Source organism: Stenotrophomonas genospecies 3 (assembly GCF_054473855.1).
In genome coordinates this window covers 41,612-61,223 of sequence record NZ_JBTMUR010000018.1, presented here as the reverse complement: position 1 = coordinate 61,223, position 19,612 = coordinate 41,612, and the positions used below count along the sequence as shown (strand labels likewise).

Annotated in this window: 20 protein-coding genes and 2 tRNA genes; 12 read left to right on the top strand and 10 right to left on the bottom strand. The window is 66.7% G+C overall.

Going from position 1 to position 19,612, the window contains the following annotated elements; translation table 11 throughout:
• Nucleotides 1-2 precede the first annotated feature (2 nt).
• The 8 genes from ACX9OT_RS19900 to ACX9OT_RS19865 form a co-directional block, all read right to left on the bottom strand.
• Nucleotides 3-76 (bottom strand) — tRNA-Arg (locus ACX9OT_RS19900).
• Nucleotides 67-993 carry an alpha/beta hydrolase family protein gene (locus tag ACX9OT_RS19895; RefSeq protein ID WP_049421725.1) on the bottom strand — a complete coding sequence of 309 codons (927 nt, stop codon included), beginning with the start codon at nt 991-993 and terminating at the stop codon, nt 67-69. The genes ACX9OT_RS19900 and ACX9OT_RS19895 overlap by 10 nt, the downstream gene beginning before the upstream one ends.
• Nucleotides 990-1,799, bottom strand: a complete 810-nt coding sequence (thiD, locus tag ACX9OT_RS19890) for a bifunctional hydroxymethylpyrimidine kinase/phosphomethylpyrimidine kinase (protein WP_032128843.1) — start codon at nt 1,797-1,799, stop codon at nt 990-992. The genes ACX9OT_RS19895 and thiD overlap by 4 nt, the downstream gene beginning before the upstream one ends.
• Nucleotides 1,800-1,863: 64 nt before the next feature.
• On the bottom strand, nt 1,864-2,532 hold the full coding sequence (locus tag ACX9OT_RS19885) for a YoaK family protein (protein WP_071229264.1): 669 nt from the start codon (nt 2,530-2,532) through the stop codon (nt 1,864-1,866).
• A 12-nt stretch (nt 2,533-2,544) separates the two neighbouring features.
• Complete coding sequence (locus ACX9OT_RS19880) at nt 2,545-3,051, bottom strand: hypothetical protein (protein ID WP_071229265.1); 507 nt, start codon at nt 3,049-3,051, stop codon at nt 2,545-2,547.
• Nucleotides 3,048-4,448, bottom strand: a complete 1,401-nt coding sequence (locus ACX9OT_RS19875) for a PhoH family protein (protein ID WP_010484287.1) — start codon at nt 4,446-4,448, stop codon at nt 3,048-3,050. Before ACX9OT_RS19875 ends, ACX9OT_RS19880 begins: the two co-directional genes overlap by 4 nt.
• Before the next feature lie 84 nt (nt 4,449-4,532).
• The gene (locus tag ACX9OT_RS19870) at nt 4,533-5,012 is read right to left on the bottom strand and encodes a peroxiredoxin (protein ID WP_459003341.1); all 480 of its coding nucleotides are present in this window, start codon (nt 5,010-5,012) and stop codon (nt 4,533-4,535) included.
• Nucleotides 5,013-5,091: 79 nt separating this feature from the next.
• A complete protein-coding gene (locus ACX9OT_RS19865; RefSeq protein WP_005409051.1) occupies nt 5,092-5,652 on the bottom strand; it encodes a glycine cleavage system transcriptional repressor in 561 nt (186 codons plus the stop codon).
• Between the two features lie 164 nt (nt 5,653-5,816).
• On the opposite strand from ACX9OT_RS19865, the gene dapA reads away from it, so the two are divergent.
• Complete coding sequence (dapA, locus tag ACX9OT_RS19860) at nt 5,817-6,710, top strand: 4-hydroxy-tetrahydrodipicolinate synthase (protein ID WP_049463695.1); 894 nt, start codon at nt 5,817-5,819, stop codon at nt 6,708-6,710.
• 32 nt (nt 6,711-6,742) lie between these two features.
• Nucleotides 6,743-7,258 carry a hypothetical protein gene (locus ACX9OT_RS19855; RefSeq protein WP_006432432.1) on the top strand — a complete coding sequence of 172 codons (516 nt, stop codon included), beginning with the start codon at nt 6,743-6,745 and terminating at the stop codon, nt 7,256-7,258.
• A 220-nt stretch (nt 7,259-7,478) separates the two neighbouring features.
• Here ACX9OT_RS19855 and fdxA read toward each other — a convergent pair whose 3' ends face one another.
• Entirely contained in the window at nt 7,479-7,802 is a 324-nt protein-coding gene (fdxA, locus tag ACX9OT_RS19850; RefSeq protein WP_005409054.1) for a ferredoxin FdxA, read from the bottom strand.
• 192 nt (nt 7,803-7,994) lie between these two features.
• Here fdxA and ACX9OT_RS19845 point away from each other — a divergent pair, with 192 nt between their 5' ends.
• The gene (locus ACX9OT_RS19845) at nt 7,995-9,419 is read left to right on the top strand and encodes a sugar porter family MFS transporter (RefSeq protein ID WP_071229267.1); all 1,425 of its coding nucleotides are present in this window, start codon (nt 7,995-7,997) and stop codon (nt 9,417-9,419) included.
• Nucleotides 9,420-9,876: 457 nt separating this feature from the next.
• Here ACX9OT_RS19845 and ACX9OT_RS19840 read toward each other — a convergent pair.
• A tRNA-Glu gene (locus tag ACX9OT_RS19840) sits at nt 9,877-9,951 on the bottom strand.
• Between the two features lie 52 nt (nt 9,952-10,003).
• On the opposite strand from ACX9OT_RS19840, the gene pcnB reads away from it, so the two are divergent.
• The 9 genes from pcnB to ACX9OT_RS19795 all read left to right on the top strand — a co-directional run bounded on the left by pcnB (nt 10,004) and on the right by ACX9OT_RS19795 (nt 19,603).
• Nucleotides 10,004-11,383, top strand: a complete 1,380-nt coding sequence (pcnB, locus tag ACX9OT_RS19835; protein WP_459003338.1) for a polynucleotide adenylyltransferase PcnB — start codon at nt 10,004-10,006, stop codon at nt 11,381-11,383.
• Nucleotides 11,384-11,386: 3 nt separating this feature from the next.
• A complete protein-coding gene (folK, locus tag ACX9OT_RS19830; RefSeq protein ID WP_459003336.1) occupies nt 11,387-11,872 on the top strand; it encodes a 2-amino-4-hydroxy-6-hydroxymethyldihydropteridine diphosphokinase in 486 nt (161 codons plus the stop codon).
• Nucleotides 11,873-11,906: 34 nt separating this feature from the next.
• Nucleotides 11,907-12,722 (top strand): 3-methyl-2-oxobutanoate hydroxymethyltransferase, encoded by an 816-nt coding sequence (gene panB, locus ACX9OT_RS19825; protein ID WP_005416119.1) that lies wholly within the window; start codon nt 11,907-11,909, stop codon nt 12,720-12,722.
• Entirely contained in the window at nt 12,719-13,558 is an 840-nt protein-coding gene (gene panC / locus ACX9OT_RS19820) for a pantoate--beta-alanine ligase (RefSeq protein WP_180844903.1), read from the top strand. Before panB ends, panC begins: the two co-directional genes overlap by 4 nt.
• 66 nt (nt 13,559-13,624) lie before the next feature.
• Nucleotides 13,625-14,122, top strand: a complete 498-nt coding sequence (locus tag ACX9OT_RS19815) for a hypothetical protein (RefSeq protein ID WP_149909427.1) — start codon at nt 13,625-13,627, stop codon at nt 14,120-14,122.
• An 87-nt stretch (nt 14,123-14,209) separates the two neighbouring features.
• Nucleotides 14,210-14,590 (top strand): aspartate 1-decarboxylase, encoded by a 381-nt coding sequence (gene panD, locus ACX9OT_RS19810; RefSeq protein WP_032128853.1) that lies wholly within the window; start codon nt 14,210-14,212, stop codon nt 14,588-14,590.
• Nucleotides 14,587-16,101, top strand: coding sequence for a glucose-6-phosphate isomerase (gene pgi, locus ACX9OT_RS19805; protein WP_459003333.1), 1,515 nt, complete (start codon nt 14,587-14,589; stop codon nt 16,099-16,101). The genes panD and pgi overlap by 4 nt, the downstream gene beginning before the upstream one ends.
• A 316-nt stretch (nt 16,102-16,417) precedes the next feature.
• Entirely contained in the window at nt 16,418-16,624 is a 207-nt protein-coding gene (locus ACX9OT_RS19800) for a DUF6229 family protein (protein WP_010484314.1), read from the top strand.
• A gap of 81 nt (nt 16,625-16,705) precedes the next feature.
• Nucleotides 16,706-19,603, top strand: a complete 2,898-nt coding sequence (locus tag ACX9OT_RS19795) for a type 2 lanthipeptide synthetase LanM family protein (protein ID WP_459003330.1) — start codon at nt 16,706-16,708, stop codon at nt 19,601-19,603.
• Nucleotides 19,604-19,612 lie beyond the last annotated feature (9 nt).

Sequence of the window (19,612 nt, the reverse complement as noted above, 5' to 3'; positions counted from 1 at the left end):
GGTGCGCCCGGAGAGATTCGAACTCCCGACCGCCTGGTTCGTAGCCAGGTACTCTATCCAACTGAGCTACGGGCGCCCTGCGACAGGAGCGGAATTATGCGGATGTCGGCGCGTACCGTCAACAGTTTTGTGAAAATTTTCATCCAACTGAATGAAAAAGCTGTCAGCTACGGCCTCCGGCGCCTTCAGCCACGCGAAATGATCGGCGCGCGTGCCCAGTTCCTGCGCGGACAGCACGCGCAGCTGCGCGTCCACATTCGGCAGCTTCGCCAGCAGCGTCTGCATCGATCCGGTCGGTGCCAACCAGTCGTGCTCCATCAACACGGCCTGTGCGCTGCCATGCACGCGCGCCATCTGCGCATCGAGGTCTTCGTTCATGCCGGCCGCGGCGTAGTGGTTGTTCAGGCCAACGCGTGCCCAGTCGGCAATCAGCCCGCGCGCTTCGGTGCCACCAAAGCCGAGGCGCCGCCCATGCAGCACGCCCTGGCGTTGCGCGATCCACGGCAGGAAACGATAGACCAGCGGCAGCAGCCAGCCGCGCGGTGGTGGGAAGCCACGCCAGAACGGTGAGCCGCTGGCCGCCAGCCACAGCCGGTTGAAGTGCTGCGGGTTGCGGCCGGCATGCACGCAGGCCAGCTGCCCGCCCAGACTGTGTCCACCGATGATCCAGGGCAGGGCGTCGGTGGCGTCATCGGCTGCGGCCAGGACGGCCTGGCTGGCCGGCAGATCCTGTTCGAGTACTTCGCGATAGCCCCAGTCCTGCGTGCGCGAGGGGCGCAGTGAGCTGCTGCCGTTGCCGCGCCACTCATGCAGGTAGACCGCCACGCCCTTCGCCGCCAGCGCCAATGCCAGTGGCAGGTAGTGACGCGCGGCCACGCCCAGCGCTGGCAGCCACAGCAGGCGCGCGATGGGCTGTGCGGGCACGCAGGCGATCACTTCGTAGCGATGGCCATCAGTGCACTGCACGGCAACGACGTCCGGTGCGAGACTCATGCGTGCGGTGCCGCGCCGAAGTGATCGAGTACCAGCACCTCGCTGCGGCCAGGCGCGTAGCCCTGCTGCAGGCCGCGCGCAACGTAGTCGATGCCGGCTTCGCAGGCATTGGCCAGGCTCAGGCCGTTGCACAGCTGCGCGGCGATGGCCGAGGCGAGCGTGCAGCCTGTGCCATGTGCGTCCAGCGGCAGGCGGGCGTGGATGAATTCTTCGCTGCTGACGCCGTCGAAGTAGCGATCGATCACGCGGTTGCCTTCCTGCAGGTGGCCGCCTTTCAGCAGCACCGCACCGGCACCGAGCTCGAGCAGGGCAGAGGCAGCCTGTTCGGCGTCATCGCCGTTGCCGATTTTCCGGCCGATCAGGAGTTCTGCTTCCGGGGTATTGGGTGTAACCAGCGTCGCCAACGGCAGCAGGCGTTCGCGCATGGCCTTGAGTGCACTTTCCTCCAGCAGGCGCGCGCCGCTGGTGGCGACCATCACCGGGTCCAGCACCACGTGCGGCGGGCGATGCTTTTCCAGTGCGTCGGCGACCGCATGGATCACCTCGGCGTTGGCCAGCATGCCGAGTTTCACGGCATGGATATCGAAGTCATCGAAGCAGGCTTCGATCTGCGCCTGCAGGAATGCGATCGGTGGCACATGCACGGCGGTGACGCCACGGGTGTTCTGTGCAGTCAGCGCGGCGAACACGGCCAGGCCATGCACGCGGTGCGCGGCGAAGGCCTTGAGATCGGCAGGGACACCGGCGCCACCGCCGGAGTCGGAGCCGGCGATGGTGAGGGCGGAAACGGGAGTGGTCGGACTCATCAGTTGATTGTGCCGTGGTCCCGCAGGGGAAGGTAGATCCACGCCATGCGTGGATGTCCTTGATTCAATGCCGCCAACGCGCCCACTGCTGGTACACCACATAACCCAGCCCGGTCAGGCCGGTCAGCAGAGCGGGGGCGAGCAGGGCGTCGTATTGCCAGCGCATGAACAACCAGGCGCCGATGATGCCGCCGCCGAGGAAGCCGCTGATGATCAGGCCGCTGAGGGTCAGCCGTCGAACCTGCAGCGGCAGTCCACGCAGCAGGTGGCCCAGGCCGATGCCGAGGTCGGTGAACATGCCGCTGAGGTGGGTGGTGCGCACCACCGCGCCACTGAAGGTGGTGGCCATCGCGTTCTGCAGGCCGCAGGCCATGGCGGCGGCCAGTGCGCCCCAGATCTGATGCTGTTCGAACAGTGGAATGGCCACCAGCAGCAGTGCCGATTCCAGCGCCAGCGCGACACCGTAGCGGCGGCCCAGCTGCAATGCGCTGTCCTGGATCAGCAGGCCGCTGAGCATCGCGCCCAGCGAGAACGCGATCAACAGTCCCCATAGATGGCCGACTGCGCGCCAGTCGCCCTGGGCGAGCGCCATGCCGAGCTGGCTGGTGCTGCCGGTCATGTGGCTGACCGCCTGGTGCTCGAAACCGAGGAAGCCGACCACGTTGACCATGCCGGCCACGCACGAGAGCGCGACCGCGCCGATCCAGACCCAGGTGGGCAGGCGTATTCCCATCGGCGGGGCCCCTCAGGGCCCGCCGAAGCCGCCGTTGAACTGCAGCTCGCTGAAAGTGTTGCTGGCCGGGTCGAATACCGCGCCCCAGAACTGCGTGCCGCCGTCACAGACGCGGATCGCTTCCCGTGCCGGGTTGATGCCGCTGTCGTCGGGCAGATGGAAGGCGTTGATGTAGATCAGACGCTTGCCGGCGCTTTCGATGCCGACGTACTGGCGGTCGAAGTCCAGCACCTTCGTTACCTGTGATTCCAGCGACGACAGCTGCGCTTCCAGCTGGTCGATCTGCTGCCGGCTGGGCGCCCAGTAACCACTGACCCGCCCGGCCTCGCGGCCGGGACTGGGGCGCGAGCAGGTATCGAGCACCTGCGCGGCGATGATCGGGCGGGTGACCACCCAGGATTGGCCGGTACGCTCGGCGGTCGGCACGCTGGCCGGGCCGCGCGTGGTGGTGCAGGCACCCAGGGCGGCTGCGAGGGCGATCGCAGCCGTGGGCAGCAGCAGGCGGGTGCAGCGGTTCACAACACCTCCGAAGCGTAATCGGCCAGGCGCGAGCGTTCGCCTCGGCGCAGGGTGATGTGCGCACTATGTGGCCAGTTCTTGAAGCGATCCACCGCGTAGGTCAGGCCCGAGGTGGTCTCGGTCAGGTACGGGGTGTCGATCTGCTCGACGTTGCCCAGGCAGACGATCTTGGTACCGGGGCCGGCACGGGTGATCAGCGTCTTCATCTGCTTGGGGGTGAGGTTCTGCGCCTCGTCCAGGATCAGGTAGCGCGACAGGAAGGTGCGGCCGCGCATGAAGTTCATCGAGCGGATCTTGATGCGGCTGGCGAGCAGGTCATTGGTCGCCTGGCGCCCCCAGGTGCCGCCTTCCTGGTTGTGCGTGAGCACTTCCAGGTTGTCGGTCAACGCGCCCATCCACGGTGTCATCTTCTCTTCCTCGGTGCCGGGCAGGAAGCCGATGTCCTCGCCGACGCTGACCGTGGCGCGGGTCATGATGATCTCGCGGTAGCGCTGCTGGTCCATCGTCTGCGCCAGGCCGGCGGCCAGCGCCAGCAGGGTCTTGCCGGTGCCGGCGGTACCCAGCAGCGTCACGAAGTCGATCTCCGGATCCATCAGTGCGTTGAGCGCGAAGTTCTGTTCTCGGTTGCGTGCGCTGATGCCCCACACGGCGTGGCTGCCGTGGCGGAAATCATCGACCAGTGACAGCACCACCTTGCCGTCGCCGACCACGCGGCTGACGCGCAGCTCGACTTCATCTTCGCCAGGCAGGTAGACGTACTGGTTCGGGTACCACTCCTCGCCATCCTGCGCCAGGATTTCGTAATGCGTGCGGCCCTTGTCGCTCCAGCTGCGCAGGTCATCGCCGTGGCGCTTCCAGAAGTCTTCCGGCAGCTCGGTGGCGCCGGTGTAGAGCAGGCTGAAATCGTCCAGCGCGCGGTCGTTCTCGTAGTCCTCGGACACGATGCCGGCGATCGCGGCCTTGATCCGCAGGTTGATGTCCTTGGAGACGAACACCACCGGCAGGTCCGGGGTTTCTTCCTTCAGTGCCAGGATCGCGCCGAGGATGGCGTTGTCCGGGATGACCTTGCCGAAGCTCTTGCCGGCGTCGAAATGGCTGGTCTGGAAGCGCAGCTTGCCGGCGCTCTGCTTGCCGCGCAGCTGCAGGCCATTGGGACGCTGCAGTGGAATGCCGTCGGCCAGGTTGTCCAGGCCGGATTCCTGCACCAGCTCGTTGAGGAAGCGGCTCACCTGGCGGGCGTTGCGGCTCGCTTCGGAGGTGCCCTTCTTGCCGTTGTCCAGCTCCTCGATCACCTGCATGGGCAGGTAGACGTCGTGCTCCTCGAATTTGAACAGCGCGGTGGGATCGTGCATCAGCACGTTGGTATCCAGCACGTAGATGCGCTTGCCTCGGGTCATCGTCGATTCCTGGTTACGGACAGGGAAAAACCACCACGGCCTGCTGCGGGGCAGGGTGATGGCAGACACAGTAGGCAGTGGGACTCACTTGGACTGGTAGGCCTTCAGTTCGGCGAGAACGGCATCGGCATGGCCGGCAACCTTGACCTTGCGCCAGGACTGCACGATGCGGCTGTCGGGGGAAATCAGGAAGGTGCTGCGTTCGATGCCACGTACCTGCTTGCCGTACATGTTCTTCATCTTGATCACGTCGAAGGCGCTGCACAGCGCTTCGTCGCCATCGCTGACCAACGGGAAGTTGAAGCCCTGCTTGGCACAGAAGTTGTCGTGCGACTTCACCGAGTCGCGCGAGACACCGAGTACCACCGCGCCTGCCTTCTTGAATTTCGGCAGCAGTGCGTTGAAGTCGATGCCTTCGGTGGTGCAGCCGGGGGTGCTGTCCTTGGGATAGAAGTACAGCACCAGCCAGTGGCCGACGTAGTCGCCGAGAGTGGCCTGTTCGCCACCGGACAGCGCCAGCGGCAAGGAGAGGGTGGTGCTGTCCAGGGTATCGCCGTTGTTCATGAGGTCCTTCTGTCGAGCCTGGGTTCTTTCTACGACAATTGCATGAAACGCCACGCGCCCGTGAGAGGCGCGCGAAGAATCAGAATTTCATCGGGTCCATGATCGCGTCCAGGTTCAGGTGGTCGCAGAATTCAAGGAAGTCGTCGCGCAGTGCGGCGATGTGCATGTTGGCCGGGACGCCGATGGTGACCTGCGCGCTGAACATCTCCGCACCGGTCTGCATGGCGCGGTAGCGCGTGCTCTGCAGGTTCTCGATGGTGATGCCCTGGCGGTCGAAGAAATCGGCCAGCTGGAACAGGATGCCGGGCTTGTCGGCGGCGATCACTTCGACGATGTATGGCAGTAGGTTGGACTGCGCCTGCTTGGCGGCGGTGCGGTACCAGACCAGTTTCAGGCCCTCTTCGCGCTCCAGCCGGGTCAGCATCGCTTCCAGCTTGGCCACCGAGTCCCAGGAGCCGGTGGCCAGGGCGGTGACCGAGACATCGCGGCCGACCGTGGCCAGGCGTGCGTCCACCAGATTGCAGCCGCTGTCGGCAATGCGGCGGGTGACGGACAGCAGGGGGGACTCCGGATGCGTCGTGTAGGCGTTGATCAGGAGGTGGTTTTCGCTCGGCGCGGGGCGCGGGGTGGTGTCGGTCAAGGCGATTCCGGGTAATGCATGCGTTAGTCTGAATGCCCGCCAGAGGCGGGGATCCACCGGTGTCCAGCATACTTGCCCGTGCTTTCGCGCCGCAAGTAACATTCAGGTCGCCCCCGGCCTTTCGTGGCGGGCGTTTTCCCTTTCCAGCCAAGAGCAGCACGTCCTTGTCCCTTTCCGGCCTCATCACCGCGCTGGCGACCCCGTTCCGGGCCGACGGCGCCCTCGATCCCGACGGTTGGCAGCGCCTGCTGCACCTGCAACTGGAAGGTGGCGTCCATGGCGTTGTCGTAGCCGGCTCGACCGGTGAAGCAGCGACCCTCACCGATGCCGAGTACGACCTGCTGCTGGCCAGCGCGGTTGAGCGCATCGGCGGCCGCATCCCGGTCATGGCCGGTACCGGCCTGTCGGGCACCGCCAAGACCATCGAACAGACCCGCCGTGCCGCCGCGCTTGGCGCCAGCCACGCGCTGGTGGTCACCCCGCCGTACGTGCGGCCGACCCAGGCTGGCCTGATCGCCCACTACCGCGCGGTTGCCGACCAGGGCGGGCTGCCGGTCGTGCTGTACAACGTGCCCGGCCGTACCGGGTGCGACATGCAGCCGGAGACCGTGGCCGAACTGGCCAGCCATCCCAACATCGTCGGCATCAAGGAGGCGGTGGGTGACACCGGCCGGGTGCAGGCGCTGCTCGCCCTGCGCAGCCCGCAGTTTGCCGTGCTCAGTGGCGACGACGGTACGGCGGCGCGCTCGATCCAGGCCGGTATCGATGGCCTGATCTCGGTCGGCTCCAACGTGCTGCCCGGCGCCTACCGCCGGATGTGCGAGCTGGCTGCCGCCCACGACCACGAAGCCACCGGGTCCTGGGATGCGCGCCTGCAGCCGTTCCATGATTTCTGCGGCGTTGAGCCGAACCCGATTCCGGTCAAGGCGCTGCTGCGCCGTATCGGCATCGGTCACGACCTGCGCCTGCCGCTGCTGCCGCTGTCGGCGGCGCACCATCCGGCGGCCGATCATCTTGCCGGCGACATCGCCGCCCTCGAAGCCCTTTCCAGCCACTGACCTTCCGTCTTGGTCTGACCCAGGAGATTCACATGCGTCAATCCGTATCCACCGTCCGCGTGCTGTCCTACGCCCTGCTTGCGGTGGCCGTTGCCGCCGGCACCACCGGCTGCTTCAAGCGTGGCGTCAAGGGCGACTACGCCCTGGCCCCGGAAATGCGTCCGCTGGAAGTGCCGCCGGACCTGAACCTGCCCAACGCCACCAGTGACAACAAGGTGCCGACCCTTGCCTCGGCGACCAAGCCAGCGGCCCCGGTGGCTGCGGCCCCGGCCGTGGGCAACACCGGCTTCACCATTGCCGGCGGCAAGGACGAGGCTTTCGCCAAGGTCGGCACGGCGCTGGAAGGCGTGGAAGGCGTGACCATCGCCAGCCGCGCGCAGCTGCTGGGCTCGTATGACGTGGCCTACGAAGGCAGCAACTTCCTGGTCCGCGTGGTCGCCGTCGATGCCGGCGCTTACATCTCCGCGGTCGACCCGCGTGGCCTGCCGGCCACTGCAGAAGCGCCGGTGAAGCTGATCGCCGCGCTCAAGGCAAAGCTGGCCCAGTAAGGGCCGGTCGGGTGGGTGCGGGCCCAGGTCCGCACGTGCCCGGGTAGAGGCCGACCTTGGTCGGCGCTTCTGTGCCAACCAAGGTTGGCACCTACCGGATCCTGCTGTTGGCAGCTACCGGATCCTGCGGTTGGCACCTATCGGATCGCGCGGATGCTATCTGCCGAGCAACGAAAAAGGGCGCCATGGGCGCCCTTTTCGTTGCCGCAAGAGGCGCTTCTCAGCGCTCCAGCAGCTTCAGCTTGTCCGGCTTGCCGTCCCATTCGCCGGCGTCGGCGGGCGGATCCTTGCGCACGGTCAGTACCGGCCATTCTTTGGCCAGTTCGGCATTGAGGGCGACGAAGCCTTCCTGGCCGGCGGGGACATCATCCTCCGGGAAGATCGCATTGACCGGGCACTCCGGTTCGCAGAGGGTGCAGTCGATGCACTCATCCGGGTCGATCACCAGGAAGTTCGGGCCTTCGTGGAAGCAATCCACGGGGCATACTTCCACGCAATCGGTGTGTTTGCACTTGATGCAGTTTTCGGTGACGACAAAGGGCATGGGCTGGGGGTGGATCGATTCCTGAACCCGCCAATTCTAGAACAGGTTGGCCCCCGGTGTCGGCGCGGGGCGGAAATCGGGCGTCTGGCAGGCGCGGCCGTGGTGGTCGTTGGCGGCAGGGTGAGGCCTGTGCGACGCTGCGGGTCAGCCGGCTGCGTTGGATGGCCGGCCCCCTTTCCAGCAGGATCGTTCATGTCCCCAGCCCAGCCCAACATCGCCTCCCATGGTGGTGAGAACACTGCATTCATCGTCCTGATCAGCTGCGTGGCCACGCTGGGTGGATTCCTGTTCGGCTTCGACAGTGGTGTCATCAATGGTACGGTCGACGGCCTGCGCCAGGCCTTCAACTCCAGCGAGGCGGCGCTCGGTTTCGAAGTGGCCTCGATGCTGCTGGGCTGCGCGATCGGTGCCTTCCTGGCCGGCTGGCTGGGGGATCGCCTGGGCCGCCGTGGCGTGCTGATCGCCTCGGCACTGATGTTCCTGGTCTCGGCGCTGGGCGCCGGTGCCGCACACGCTTCCTGGCTGTTCATCGCCGCACGGGTGCTCGGCGGCTTCGCGGTGGGCGCGGCCAGCGTGATGTCGCCGGCCTACATTGCCGAGGTGGCCTCGGCGCGCTATCGCGGGCGTTTGGCCACGGTGCAGCAGATGGCGATCATCTGCGGCCTGTTCGCCGCCTTCCTCAGCAATTACCTGCTGGCCCGAGCTGCTGGGGCGTCAACCGAGCCGCTATGGCTGGGCCATGAGGCCTGGCGCTGGATGTTCTGGATGCAGGCGCTGCCGTCCGGGCTGTTCCTGCTGTTGTTGCTGGTGATTCCGGAAAGCCCGCGCTTCCTGGTCCTGAAGGGGCGTCAGCAGCAGGCGAGGGCGGTACTGTCGCGACTGTACGGCGAGGCGGCAGCGGCGACCAAGCAGGCCGAGATCGAAGCCAGCCTGGCCCAGGATCAGCACAAGCCGCGCTTCAGCGACCTGCGCGACACGGTCACCGGCAAGCTGCGCCCGATCCTCTGGGTGGGCATTGGCCTGGCCATGTTCCAGCAGCTGGTCGGCATCAACGTGGTGTTCTATTACGGCGCGGTGCTGTGGCAGGCGGTGGGCTTCTCGGAAAGCGACGCGCTGCTGATCAACGTGCTGTCCGGAGCGCTGAGCATCGGCGCCTGCCTGCTGACGGTGCTGTTGATCGACCGCATCGGGCGCAAGCCGCTGCTGTGGATCGGCTCGGTTGGCATGTCGGTGGCGCTGGTGCTGATGGTGGTGGCGTTTGCCAGCGGCAGCCTGGCCGATGGTCGCCTGCAGCTGTCCGATGGCATGGGCCGGCTGGCGCTGGTTGCGGCCAACGTCTATGTGGTGTTCTTCAACATGTCCTGGGGCCCGGTGATGTGGGTGATGCTGGGCGAAATGTTCCCGAACCAGATCCGCGGCCCGGCACTGGCGGTGGCCGGCGCGGCGCAGTGGACCTCGAACTTCGCGATCACCGTGACCTTCCCGATGCTGCTGGCCGGCATCGGTCTGGCCGGGGCCTACGGCATCTACGCTGTCGTTGCGATCCTCTCGATCTTCTTCGTGGTCCGTTACGTGCGCGAGACCAAGGGCAAGGAGCTGGAGCAGATGGAAGGCTGACGGCCGGCCTGTGTTTCAGCGCCTCCTTTCTCCCTGGGGAGGCTACAGGCCAGCCGATCCAGGACACGCCGTAAACCCATCCATGGGGGCTCGATGGCGCCTTGCTCGCGTGCGCTGTCCTGCGCACTCGGCAAGACCAGGGTTGGGCTCCTTGCCCAACCCGTCGGGCGCATGCGCCCAACCCATGGCGCCAACGGTCCTGGATCGGCTGGCCTGCAGCCTCTCGACACATTGCGGGTGGCGGACGCAGGCCTGCGCGTCGGGATTGAATTGGCTGCGGAGGAGCGAGGCTGTTCGTGCCGCCGTCGCGGGAAATCGTCTGGAGGGGGTGGCCCGCCCCCTCCCGCGCAGGAACAGGGAGGCGCTACTGCGACCAGGCCGACCGATGCCAATGCAATCCCCGGAAAACAGAAAAGCCCGCACAAAGGCGGGCTTTTTCGGTTCCTACTGCGGCGACTGGCGCTCCCTAGGGGACTCGAACCCCTGTTTTAGCCTTGAGAGGGCCACGTCCTAACCACTAGACGAAGGGAGCGTAACTGTGTCGCTGCCGAGGCAGGAGCGCTAGTATATGCACCTCGATGCCATTGGGCAATCCCGAAACTTCAACCGGAAGCGCCAACATCATTTCCTCTGCTACATCACCGTTCAGCCTGCGCGTCATCCCGCGCGACCAGCACACGATCTCCCGCAAGGACATCAGCCCGAACGCCCTGCGCGTGCTTTATCGCCTGCGCGATGCCGGCTTCGGCGCCTACCTTGTCGGCGGCGCGGTGCGCGACCTGCTGGTCAATGGCCAACCCAAGGATTTCGACGTGGCCACCGACGCCACGCCCGAACAGGTCAAGCAGCTGTTCCGCAACTGCCGCCTGATCGGCCGCCGTTTCCGCCTCGCCCACGTTGTGTTCGGCCGCGAGATCATCGAAGTCGCCACCTTCCGCGCCAACAGCGATGACGGCAGTGGCGACCGCGAGATGGAAAACGGCATGCTTGTGCGCGACAACGTGTACGGCACCATCGAAGACGACGCCGTCCGCCGCGACTTCACCTGCAACGCCCTGTACTACGCCATCGAGGACTTCTCGGTGCGTGACTACACCGGTGGCTTCGAAGACGTGCAGGCGCGCCTGATGAAGCTCATCGGCGACCCGGTACAGCGCTACCAGGAAGACCCGGTGCGCATGCTGCGCGCCGTGCGCCTGGCGGCCAAGCTCGGCTTCCAGATCGAAGAGGGCACCGCCGCGCCGATCCCGCACCTGGCGGGCCTGCTCAACGAAGCCGCACCGGCGCGCCTGTTCGAAGAAGTGCTCAAGCTGTTCCTGTCCGGGCACGGCGTGGCCAGCTTCGAAGGCCTCGAACGTTACGGCCTGCTGGACGTGCTGTTCCCGGAGAGCGCCAAGGCGCTGAAGTCCAACCGCACCGGCGCGCTGCGCCGCATGCTGGTCGAGGGCCTGGCCAATACCGATGCCCGCGTGGCCAACGACGAGCCGGTCTCGCCGGCGTTCCTGTTCGCGCTGTTGCTGTGGCCGGCGTTCTGCCGCGCCCAGGCGACCCTGCTCAAGCAGGGCGTGGCGCCGGAAGAGGCGCAGCGTCGTGCCGCCGACCGCGTCACCGTGCAGCAGCTGAGCACCATCGCGCTGCCGCGCCGCTTCTCGCTGCCGATGCAGGAAATCTGGCTGCTGCAGTCGCGTTTCAGCTCGCGCCAGCGCAAGCGCGTGTTCCGTACCCTGACCCATCCGCGCTTCCGCGCTGCGTTCGACTTCCTCAGCCTGCGCCAGGTGGCCTCGGCCGAGCACGCCGCCGATGTCGAGTTCTGGCGTGAGGCGCAGGCGCAGTCCGGTCGCGAGCTGGAATCGTCGCTGGACGTGATGCACAGCGAAGACGGGGATGACGAGAGCGGGGCACCGCGCAAGCGCCGTCGTCGCCGCCGTCGTCCGGGTGCCCCGGCCGGTGCGGCTGGCGAGTAAACGATGACCCTCGCCTGGATCGGCCTCGGCGCCAACCTCGGCGATGCGGCCACGACTGTCGGCGCGGCGATCACTGCGCTGGACGGCCTGCCCGGGACCCGCGTGCTGCAGGCCTCGCGCCTGTACGCCACGCCGGCCTGGGGCAATGAAGACCAGCCGCCGTTCGTCAACGCGGTGGCTGCGGTCGAGACCACGCTGCCCGCCGATACGCTGCTGCAGGCGATGCTGGCGCTGGAGCAGCGTTTTGGTCGCGTACGCGATCCGGCGGTGCACTGGGGCCCGCGCGCGCTGGACCTGGACCTGCTGCTGTATGGCGCGCAGGTGCTCGACCAGCCTGGTCTGCAGGTGCCGCATCCTTACCTGCACGAGCGTGCCTTCGTGTTGGTGCCGCTGGCCGAAATCGCGCCGGATCTGGCCATTCCCGGCCATGGCCGCGTGCGGGATGCAGTGATGCGGGTGGATGCCTGCGGGATTGCGCCGATAGGGTGATAATGCCCGGGTTATCTCCCCCGGTTATCAGCACATGAGCACCCACGCAGACAGCAAGCCCTGGACCGTTCCCGCCCTGGCCGAGGCCAAGCGCAATGGCCAGAAGCTGGTCATGTTGACCGCCTACGACGCCGGCTTCGCCCGCACTTTCGATGCCAACGGCGTCGACCTGATCCTGATCGGCGATTCGCTGGGCATGGTCGTGCAGGGCCATGATTCGACCTTGCCGGTGACCGTGGCCGACATGGTCTACCACACCCGCGCCGTGGCCCGCGTGCTGCAGCGTGCGTTGCTGGTGGCCGACCTGCCGTTCGGCGCCGATGCCACCCCGGAGCGCGCGCTGGATGCCTCGTTGCAGCTGCTGCAGGCCGGCGCCGAGATGGTCAAGATCGAAGGTGCCGGCTTCAAGGTCGACATCATCCGCTACCTGGTGGAGCGCGAGATTCCGGTCTGCGCGCATCTGGGCCTGACCCCGCAGTCGGTGCTGCGACTGGGCGGCTTCAAGATCCAGGGTCGTGGCGATGCCGCGCGCCAGCTGGTGGAAGATGCCAAGGCTGTGGCCGCTGCCGGTGCCAGCATCATGGTGCTCGAATGCGTGCCGACTCCGGTCGCCGCCGAAGTGACCGCTGCGGTGGATGTGCCGACCATCGGCATTGGCGCAGGCCCGCAGTGCGATGGCCAGGTGCTGGTGCTGCATGATTTCCTCGGCCTGGACAGTGGTCATCGCCGTCCCAAGTTCGTCAAGGATTTCCTTGCCGAAGGCGGTTCGGTGGCCGGTGCCACCCGCGCCTATGCCGACGCGGTGCGCGACGGCAGCTTCCCCGACGAACAGCACGCCTACGCCCAATGATCCAGACCTTCAACGAGCTCGGCGCACTGCGCGGGCAGATCGCCCAATGGAAGCGCGAGGGCCTGCGCGTGGCGCTGGTGCCGACCATGGGCAACCTGCATGGGGGCCACCATTCGCTGGTGACCCTGGCCCGCCAGTACGCCGACAAGGTGGTGGCGAGCATCTTCGTCAACCCGACCCAGTTCGGGCCGAACGAGGATTTCAGCCGCTACCCGCGCACGCCCGAGGCCGACGTGGCCGGGCTGGAGCAGGCCGGCTGCGATGCGGTGTGGCTGCCCAGCGTCGAGGTGATGTACCCGCTGGGGGTGGACAAGACCACGCGCATGCACGCGCCGGGCGTGAGTGAAGTGCTGGAAGGCGCCAGCCGTCCGGGGCACTTCGATGGCGTGTGCACGGTGGTGGCGCGCCTGTTCCTGCAGGTGCAGCCGGATGTGGCCGTGTTTGGCCGCAAGGACTACCAGCAGCTGGCCGTCATCAAGCAGATGGTGGCCGAACTGTCGTTCCCGATCCAGATCGTCGGCGCGGACATCGTGCGTGACGACGATGGCCTGGCCAAGAGCTCGCGCAACCAGTACCTGAGCGCCGAACAGCGCCCGGTCGCGACCAGCATCCACCGCACCCTGCTGGGCATGCGCGAGGGTTACGTGGCTGGCCAGTCGCGCGCGCAGATCGAGGCCGACGCAACGGCCGCGCTGCAGGCGGATGGTTTCCAGGTCGACTACGCCGTGTTGCGCACGCCGGAACTGGCCGAGCCGACCTTCGACGGCGGTGGCCGCGTGGCGCTGATCGCCGCACGCCTGGGCAGCACGCGCCTGATCGACAACCTGGAGTTCTGAGCCGCATGCGGCTCCGGGGCGCCCGCAACGGGCGCCTCTCGACTTCCCACGGACGGGAGACCGGAAATGAAGACCCCCAGCACCGATACCGGCCGTCTTGCCCAGGCCTCGATCCTGGCGGTGCTGGCCGCCGGCATGCTGCCGGCCCAGTTGTTTGGCGGCCTGTTGTTCGCGCTTGAATTCCGGCGCACGCCGATGCCTGCGCTCACCGGCGGTGGGCTGATGTTCGTGTTGGCCGTGTGCAATGCGATCGCGGTGTTGCTGCCGATGGCGCTGATCCTGCAGTCTCAACAGCGGCTGCGCCGGACTGGATTCGTGCTGGTCGGCTTCGGGTTGGGCGCGCTGGCCATGGCCACCTGCACCTGGCCGGGCGCGGACAATGGTCCGCTGCTGCAGCGCCTGCGCTATGTCGACACCTTCGACGTGATCAGCTATGCCTTGCAGGTGCTGGCCGCAGGTGGCTTCGGCCTGGTCGCCGGGCTGGCCTTCCATACGGTGTTCCGGCTGTCTCTGGAGGGCAGTTCCGGGCATGCCGCGCCGCCGCCGCCGGGGGAGGGGGCCTGAACAGCCTTCAGCGTCCTGCTGCGGCCCCCTGACGATGGCCAAGCGGGTGCTAGAATCCGCTCTTTCCTTTGCCGTTGCAGCGCCCCCATGCACCTGTCCCTGCTCAAGACCAAGATCCACCGCGCCACCGTCACCCATTCCGAGCTGAACTACGAAGGCTCGATCGCCATCGATGACAACCTGCTGGCTGCCACCGGCATCCGCGAGTTCGAGCAGGTGCACATCTGGGACGTGACCAACGGTGCGCGCTTCTCGACCTACGCCATCCGCGCCGAAGCCGGCAGCGGCGTTGTCTCGCTCAACGGTGGTGCTGCGCGCCACGTGCAGGTCGGTGACATCATCATCATCGCCGCGTTCGCCAGCATGACCGAGCAGGAAGCTGACAGCTTCAAGCCGAAGCTGGTGTACGTTGATGGCAAGAACCAGATCTCCCACACCAACGACACGATCCCGACCCAGGCCGCATGACAACGAACAACGGATTCGACTCGCTGCATTCCCACGCCCAGCGCCTGAAGGGCGCAAGCATTCCCAGCCTGCTCGCCGCCGAACCCGGCCGCGTGCAGGACTTGGCGCTGCGGGTCGGTCCGTTGTATGTCAATTTCGCGCGGCAGAAATACGATGCCGCGGCGTTGCAGGCCCTGCTCACGTTGGCCGCCGACCGTGATGTCGGTGGTGCCATCACCCGCTTGTTCCGTGGCGAGCAGGTCAACCTGACCGAAGGTCGCGCCGCGCTGCATACCGCGCTGCGCGGCGACGTGGTCGATGCGCCGGTGGCGGCCGAGGCCTATGCCACCGCGCGCGACATCCGCCAGCGCATGGGCGTGCTGGTGCGTGCGCTGGAAGACAGCGGCGTCACTGACGTGGTCAGCGTCGGCATCGGTGGTTCCGATCTCGGTCCGCGCCTGGTCGCCGATGCGTTGCGCCCGGTCACCGGCGCGCGCCTGCGCGTGCATTTCGTATCGAACGTGGACGGCGCCGCCATGCAGCGCACGCTGGCCACGCTGGATCCGGCGAAGACCGCCGGCATCCTCATCTCCAAGACCTTCGGTACGCAGGAAACCCTGCTCAACGGCCAGATCCTGCACGACTGGCTGGGTGGCAGCGAGCGCCTGTACGCGGTCAGTGCCAATCCGGAACGTGCCGCCAAGGCCTTCGCGATCGCTGCCGATCGCGTACTGCCGATGTGGGACTGGGTCGGTGGCCGTTATTCGCTGTGGTCGGCCGTTGGTTTCCCGATCGCGCTTGCGATCGGCTTCGAGCGCTTCGAGCAGCTGCTGGACGGCGCCGCGCAGATGGATGCGCACGCGCAGGATGCACCGCTGGAGCGCAACCTGCCGGTGCTGCACGGCCTGACCGACATCTGGAACCGCAACCTGCTGGGCCATGCCACGCACGCGGTGATGACTTACGACCAGCGCCTGGCGCTGCTGCCGGCCTACCTGCAGCAGCTGGTGATGGAAAGCCTGGGCAAGCGCGTGCAGCGTGACGGCCAGCCGGTCACCACCGACACCGTGCCGGTGTGGTGGGGCGGCGCGGGCACCGATGTGCAGCACAGCTTCTTCCAGGCACTGCATCAGGGCACCAGCATCGTTCCGGCAGATTTCATCGGCTGCGTGCACAACGATGATCCCTACACGATCAATCATCAGGCCCTGCTGGCCAATCTGCTGGCGCAGACCGAAGCACTGGCCAATGGCCAGAGCAGCGACGACCCGCACCGTGATTACCCGGGCGGCCGCCCGAGCACGCTGATCCTGCTCGACGCGCTGACCCCGCAGGCGCTGGGTGCGCTGATCGCCATGTACGAACACGCCGTGTACGTGCAGTCGGTGATCTGGAACATCAATGCCTTCGACCAGTTCGGTGTCGAGCTTGGCAAGCAGTTGGCCAGTGGCCTGTTGCCGGCGCTGCAGGGTGAGGATGTGGCGATTGCCGATCCGATGACCCGCGAGATCCTGGCGCAGCTGAAGGGCTGACCCGGGCTGCGGATGTGCCGGCGCCCGCCGGCCATCCGATGCCTCTGCGGTTGCCTTCGATCCGGTCGCGCAGGAATGGCGGTGCGGCCACTCATTCCACGTCACTTCCGTACCGCACGTGCAGCGTATTCGTGCGCCCTGCCGCAGCGCAGCTTGACGCACTTCACACGCGGATGCAGTGTGCACGGGCGGCTGTACCTGTCATCCAGTATCGCTCGCAGCATGATGTTGATGCCAGGGACTGGCCGTATCCGAAGGGACGTGGAATCGATCCATGTCCTCAACGCCTCATGTTGTGAATGACAGGAGATTGCGAATGGATCTGAACGACGATGTTGTGTCCGGCTGGCTCAATGGCTCGGACGATGTGGATGGGTGTGCCAACCCTGCGGGTTCGCTGTTCATCTACGGTGCGGCAGCCACCGAAGCGGCCCTCACCGGAGCTTCGGACACCATGATCACCGGGGGCACCAACGAGTGCACCACCACGGTATCGGTGATCAACCACTGCCTGTGTTGCTGATGTAACCCGAGCCGGCACGCAGAGGCATGCAGCTGCGTGCCGGCGACTGGAACAGACTCTCGATATCTCGCAGGGGGCGTAATGACCGCTTCTCCGGCTGCGGCCGCGTTTGCGTGCATCACCGAACATTTCCTTGCCCAGGCGCGCGCTGCGCTGGTTGCCGGCCTGCATGATCCCGCCATTGCTCTGCAGCCTGGCGAGCGCGATCTGCTGCATGCACGGGGCGATGCGGCACTGCGTGAGCATGCCCAGCTCAAGCTCAACCGCGTGCTGCTGCTGGAACTGCACGCCGCTGCGCGCAGCGGTGACATCGGCCCGCTTGACAGCGCTGGGGTGCTGGACGAATTCGTTGCCCTGGCCACCAGCGAGGGCTTCCGCACGCATCTGCAGCGACGCTATCCGGTGCTGCTGCCGCGCCTGACGCGCATGCTCGAAGGACAATGTGCGGCTGTGGTGGAGCTCGCTGTTCGCATCGGCAGCGATCGTGCGGCGCTGGCAGAGTTGCTGGGTGCGCCGGCGGGCACGCTGCATGCCGTTGCATTGGGACGCGGTGACCTGCATGGTGGCGGCCGGACTGTGGCACGGCTGCAGTTCGATGGCGGCACGGTGATGTACAAGCCACGCTCATTGCGCATCGATGCGACGCTTGATGGCCTGTTGTCCACGGTCTTCGGTGACGGCCCTGACCGCGTATGCGTGCCGAAGGTGATTGATCGTGGCAGCCACGGCTGGGCCGCCTTCGCCGCGCACCGCTACTGTGCCGATGACCTTGAACTGCGTGCCTACTACCGCGGTCTTGGCCATTGGTTGGCAATCCTGCGCCTGGTCGGTGGCACCGACATCCATCTGGAGAATCTGATCGCGGTCGGGCCGGTGCCTGTCGTGGTCGACGCCGAAAGCGTGTTCTCCCGGGTAATCGACATCGAGCCATCAGGGCTTGGCGATGCGTACGACACCGCCGTCAAGCTGATGCGTAATTCAGTGCTGCGTACCGGAATCGTGCCGTTCCGTACTGCCGGCCTGGGCATGGAAGGCGTGGATCTGTCCGCAGCCGGCGCACTGCCGGGCGAGCAGCCGCGGGTACAGGTGCCGGTGATTGTCGAGGATGGGACGGAACCGGCCCGCTTGGGCATGGTTGAGGCCGAGGTCTCCGTTGCGCAGAATCATCCCAGCGCGCAGCCCGATGTGTCGTTGTACTGGGATCACATCAGCGAGGGCTTCATCGACGCCAGTGGGCGCCTGCGCGCGCTCGATGCGAAGGGTGAACTGATGCCGCTCCTGGCGGCTTTCGAGGGCTGCCAGGTGCGCGATGTGCGGCGGCCGACCATGGCGTACGCCGAGCTCGGGCGGATGCTCTGGCATCCGGCATCGCTGCACAAGGAAGCCCAGGCGGTTGAACGCGCGATCGATCTGCTGGTGCGCAATGCAGCGGTGTCACCGGCTGCGCCATCGGACCTGGAAACCGTACGTGGAGAAGTGGACGACCTGCGCCACGGTGACATTCCGATCTTCGCATCGCAGCTGGACGCGGCCCGCATCCGCTCCATCACCGACAACTGGCGTGCGATGCGCATCGACCTGGAAGACGTGACCATCCGCAGCACGCTGGTAGCCACCGACCTGAATCAGCATGCGCTGGCCCGCGCCGAGGCTAGATCCGGCCACAGCTATGCAGCACAGCATCCGCGTGCGGACGACCTGGATGCACGCCGTCGCACGCTGGCCGCGCGCGCGGTGGAGAGCCTGCTGCGGCTGGCGGTGCACGGTGAAGACGGTTCGATGACCTGGATCACGCCCGAGGTGACCCGCACAGGATGGACCGTCCAGCCGGTGCAGCCCGACCTGTATTTCGGGCTGGGAGGCATTGCGTTCGCGCTGGCGGCCTACCGCCGGGAAGTGGAGCAGGGGCGTGCCGACCCGGTAGTGGGGCTGGCCCCGGCCATCGATGGCGCCCTCGCGGTGTTCCAGACCATGTGTGAGCGGCATCCCGCCGAGATCGATGGTGGATTCGTCGGAACCGGTTCGCAGATCTGGACATTGCTGGCATTGAACGACCTGTTGCAGCGACCAGCGCTGCTGGCGCTGGCGGAGCGCTGCGCAGAAGCCGCAGAGCGTCGCGGATTCCAGGAGGCGACGAAGTTCGAACTGATTGATGGCGTGTCCGGCATGATCCTGCCGTTGCTGTCGCTGGCCGGGGCTACCGGAAACGCGCGCTGGCTGGAGCTGGCGGCCGCAGCGGGACGTCGCCTGCAGGATGCTGCGATCGTCGACACGGACGGTGCGCGCTGGTCAACGCCACAGTTCCGCGAGCCGATTGGTGGCTTCGGCCACGGCGCGATGGGCATGGGCTGGGCGCTGGCACGGCTGGCGCGTTCGGATGCCGGCAGCGTGCCTGAGCGGGCCGCCTGGTGGCAGCTGGCCGAAGGAGCCTTTGCGTTCCAGGCGGCGCTGTTCGAGTCGCATACCGGGCGCTGGCGCGATATCCACCTGGAGGACGGGCAGAAGAATTTCCCGACCTGGTGCCATGGCAGTGTTGGCATCGGTCTGGCGGCGGCGGATCTGTACGCCCGCACCGGCGATCCCGCGCAGTTGCGTGACATGCGGCGGGCTGTGGCCGACGCGCGCGGCAAATGGGGGTTCAGCCACACCCTGTGCCATGGCGATGTGTCCACCCGGGAGTTGCTGGTGCTGGCGGCTGCGCTGGATCCGGAGGGATGTCCCTATACGCAGGACGAGGCCGCCATCGAGATCGTTTCTTCGATCGAGGAGCACCAGGGCATGGTCGGCGGGTTGACCCGCGCGGCCTTTACTCCGGGCCTGATGATCGGTCTGGCAGGGACGATCTATGGCTTCCTGCGCATGCATCCGGCCTGCACGCTGCCGTCGCCGCTGCTGCAGGAGACGGTAGCGGCGCGGGTCGATGCGTCGGCGTCGCGCTCCAGCGCCGCGCAGGACCGAGCGGTGCTGGCCGAGGTCTGAGCCGGACGG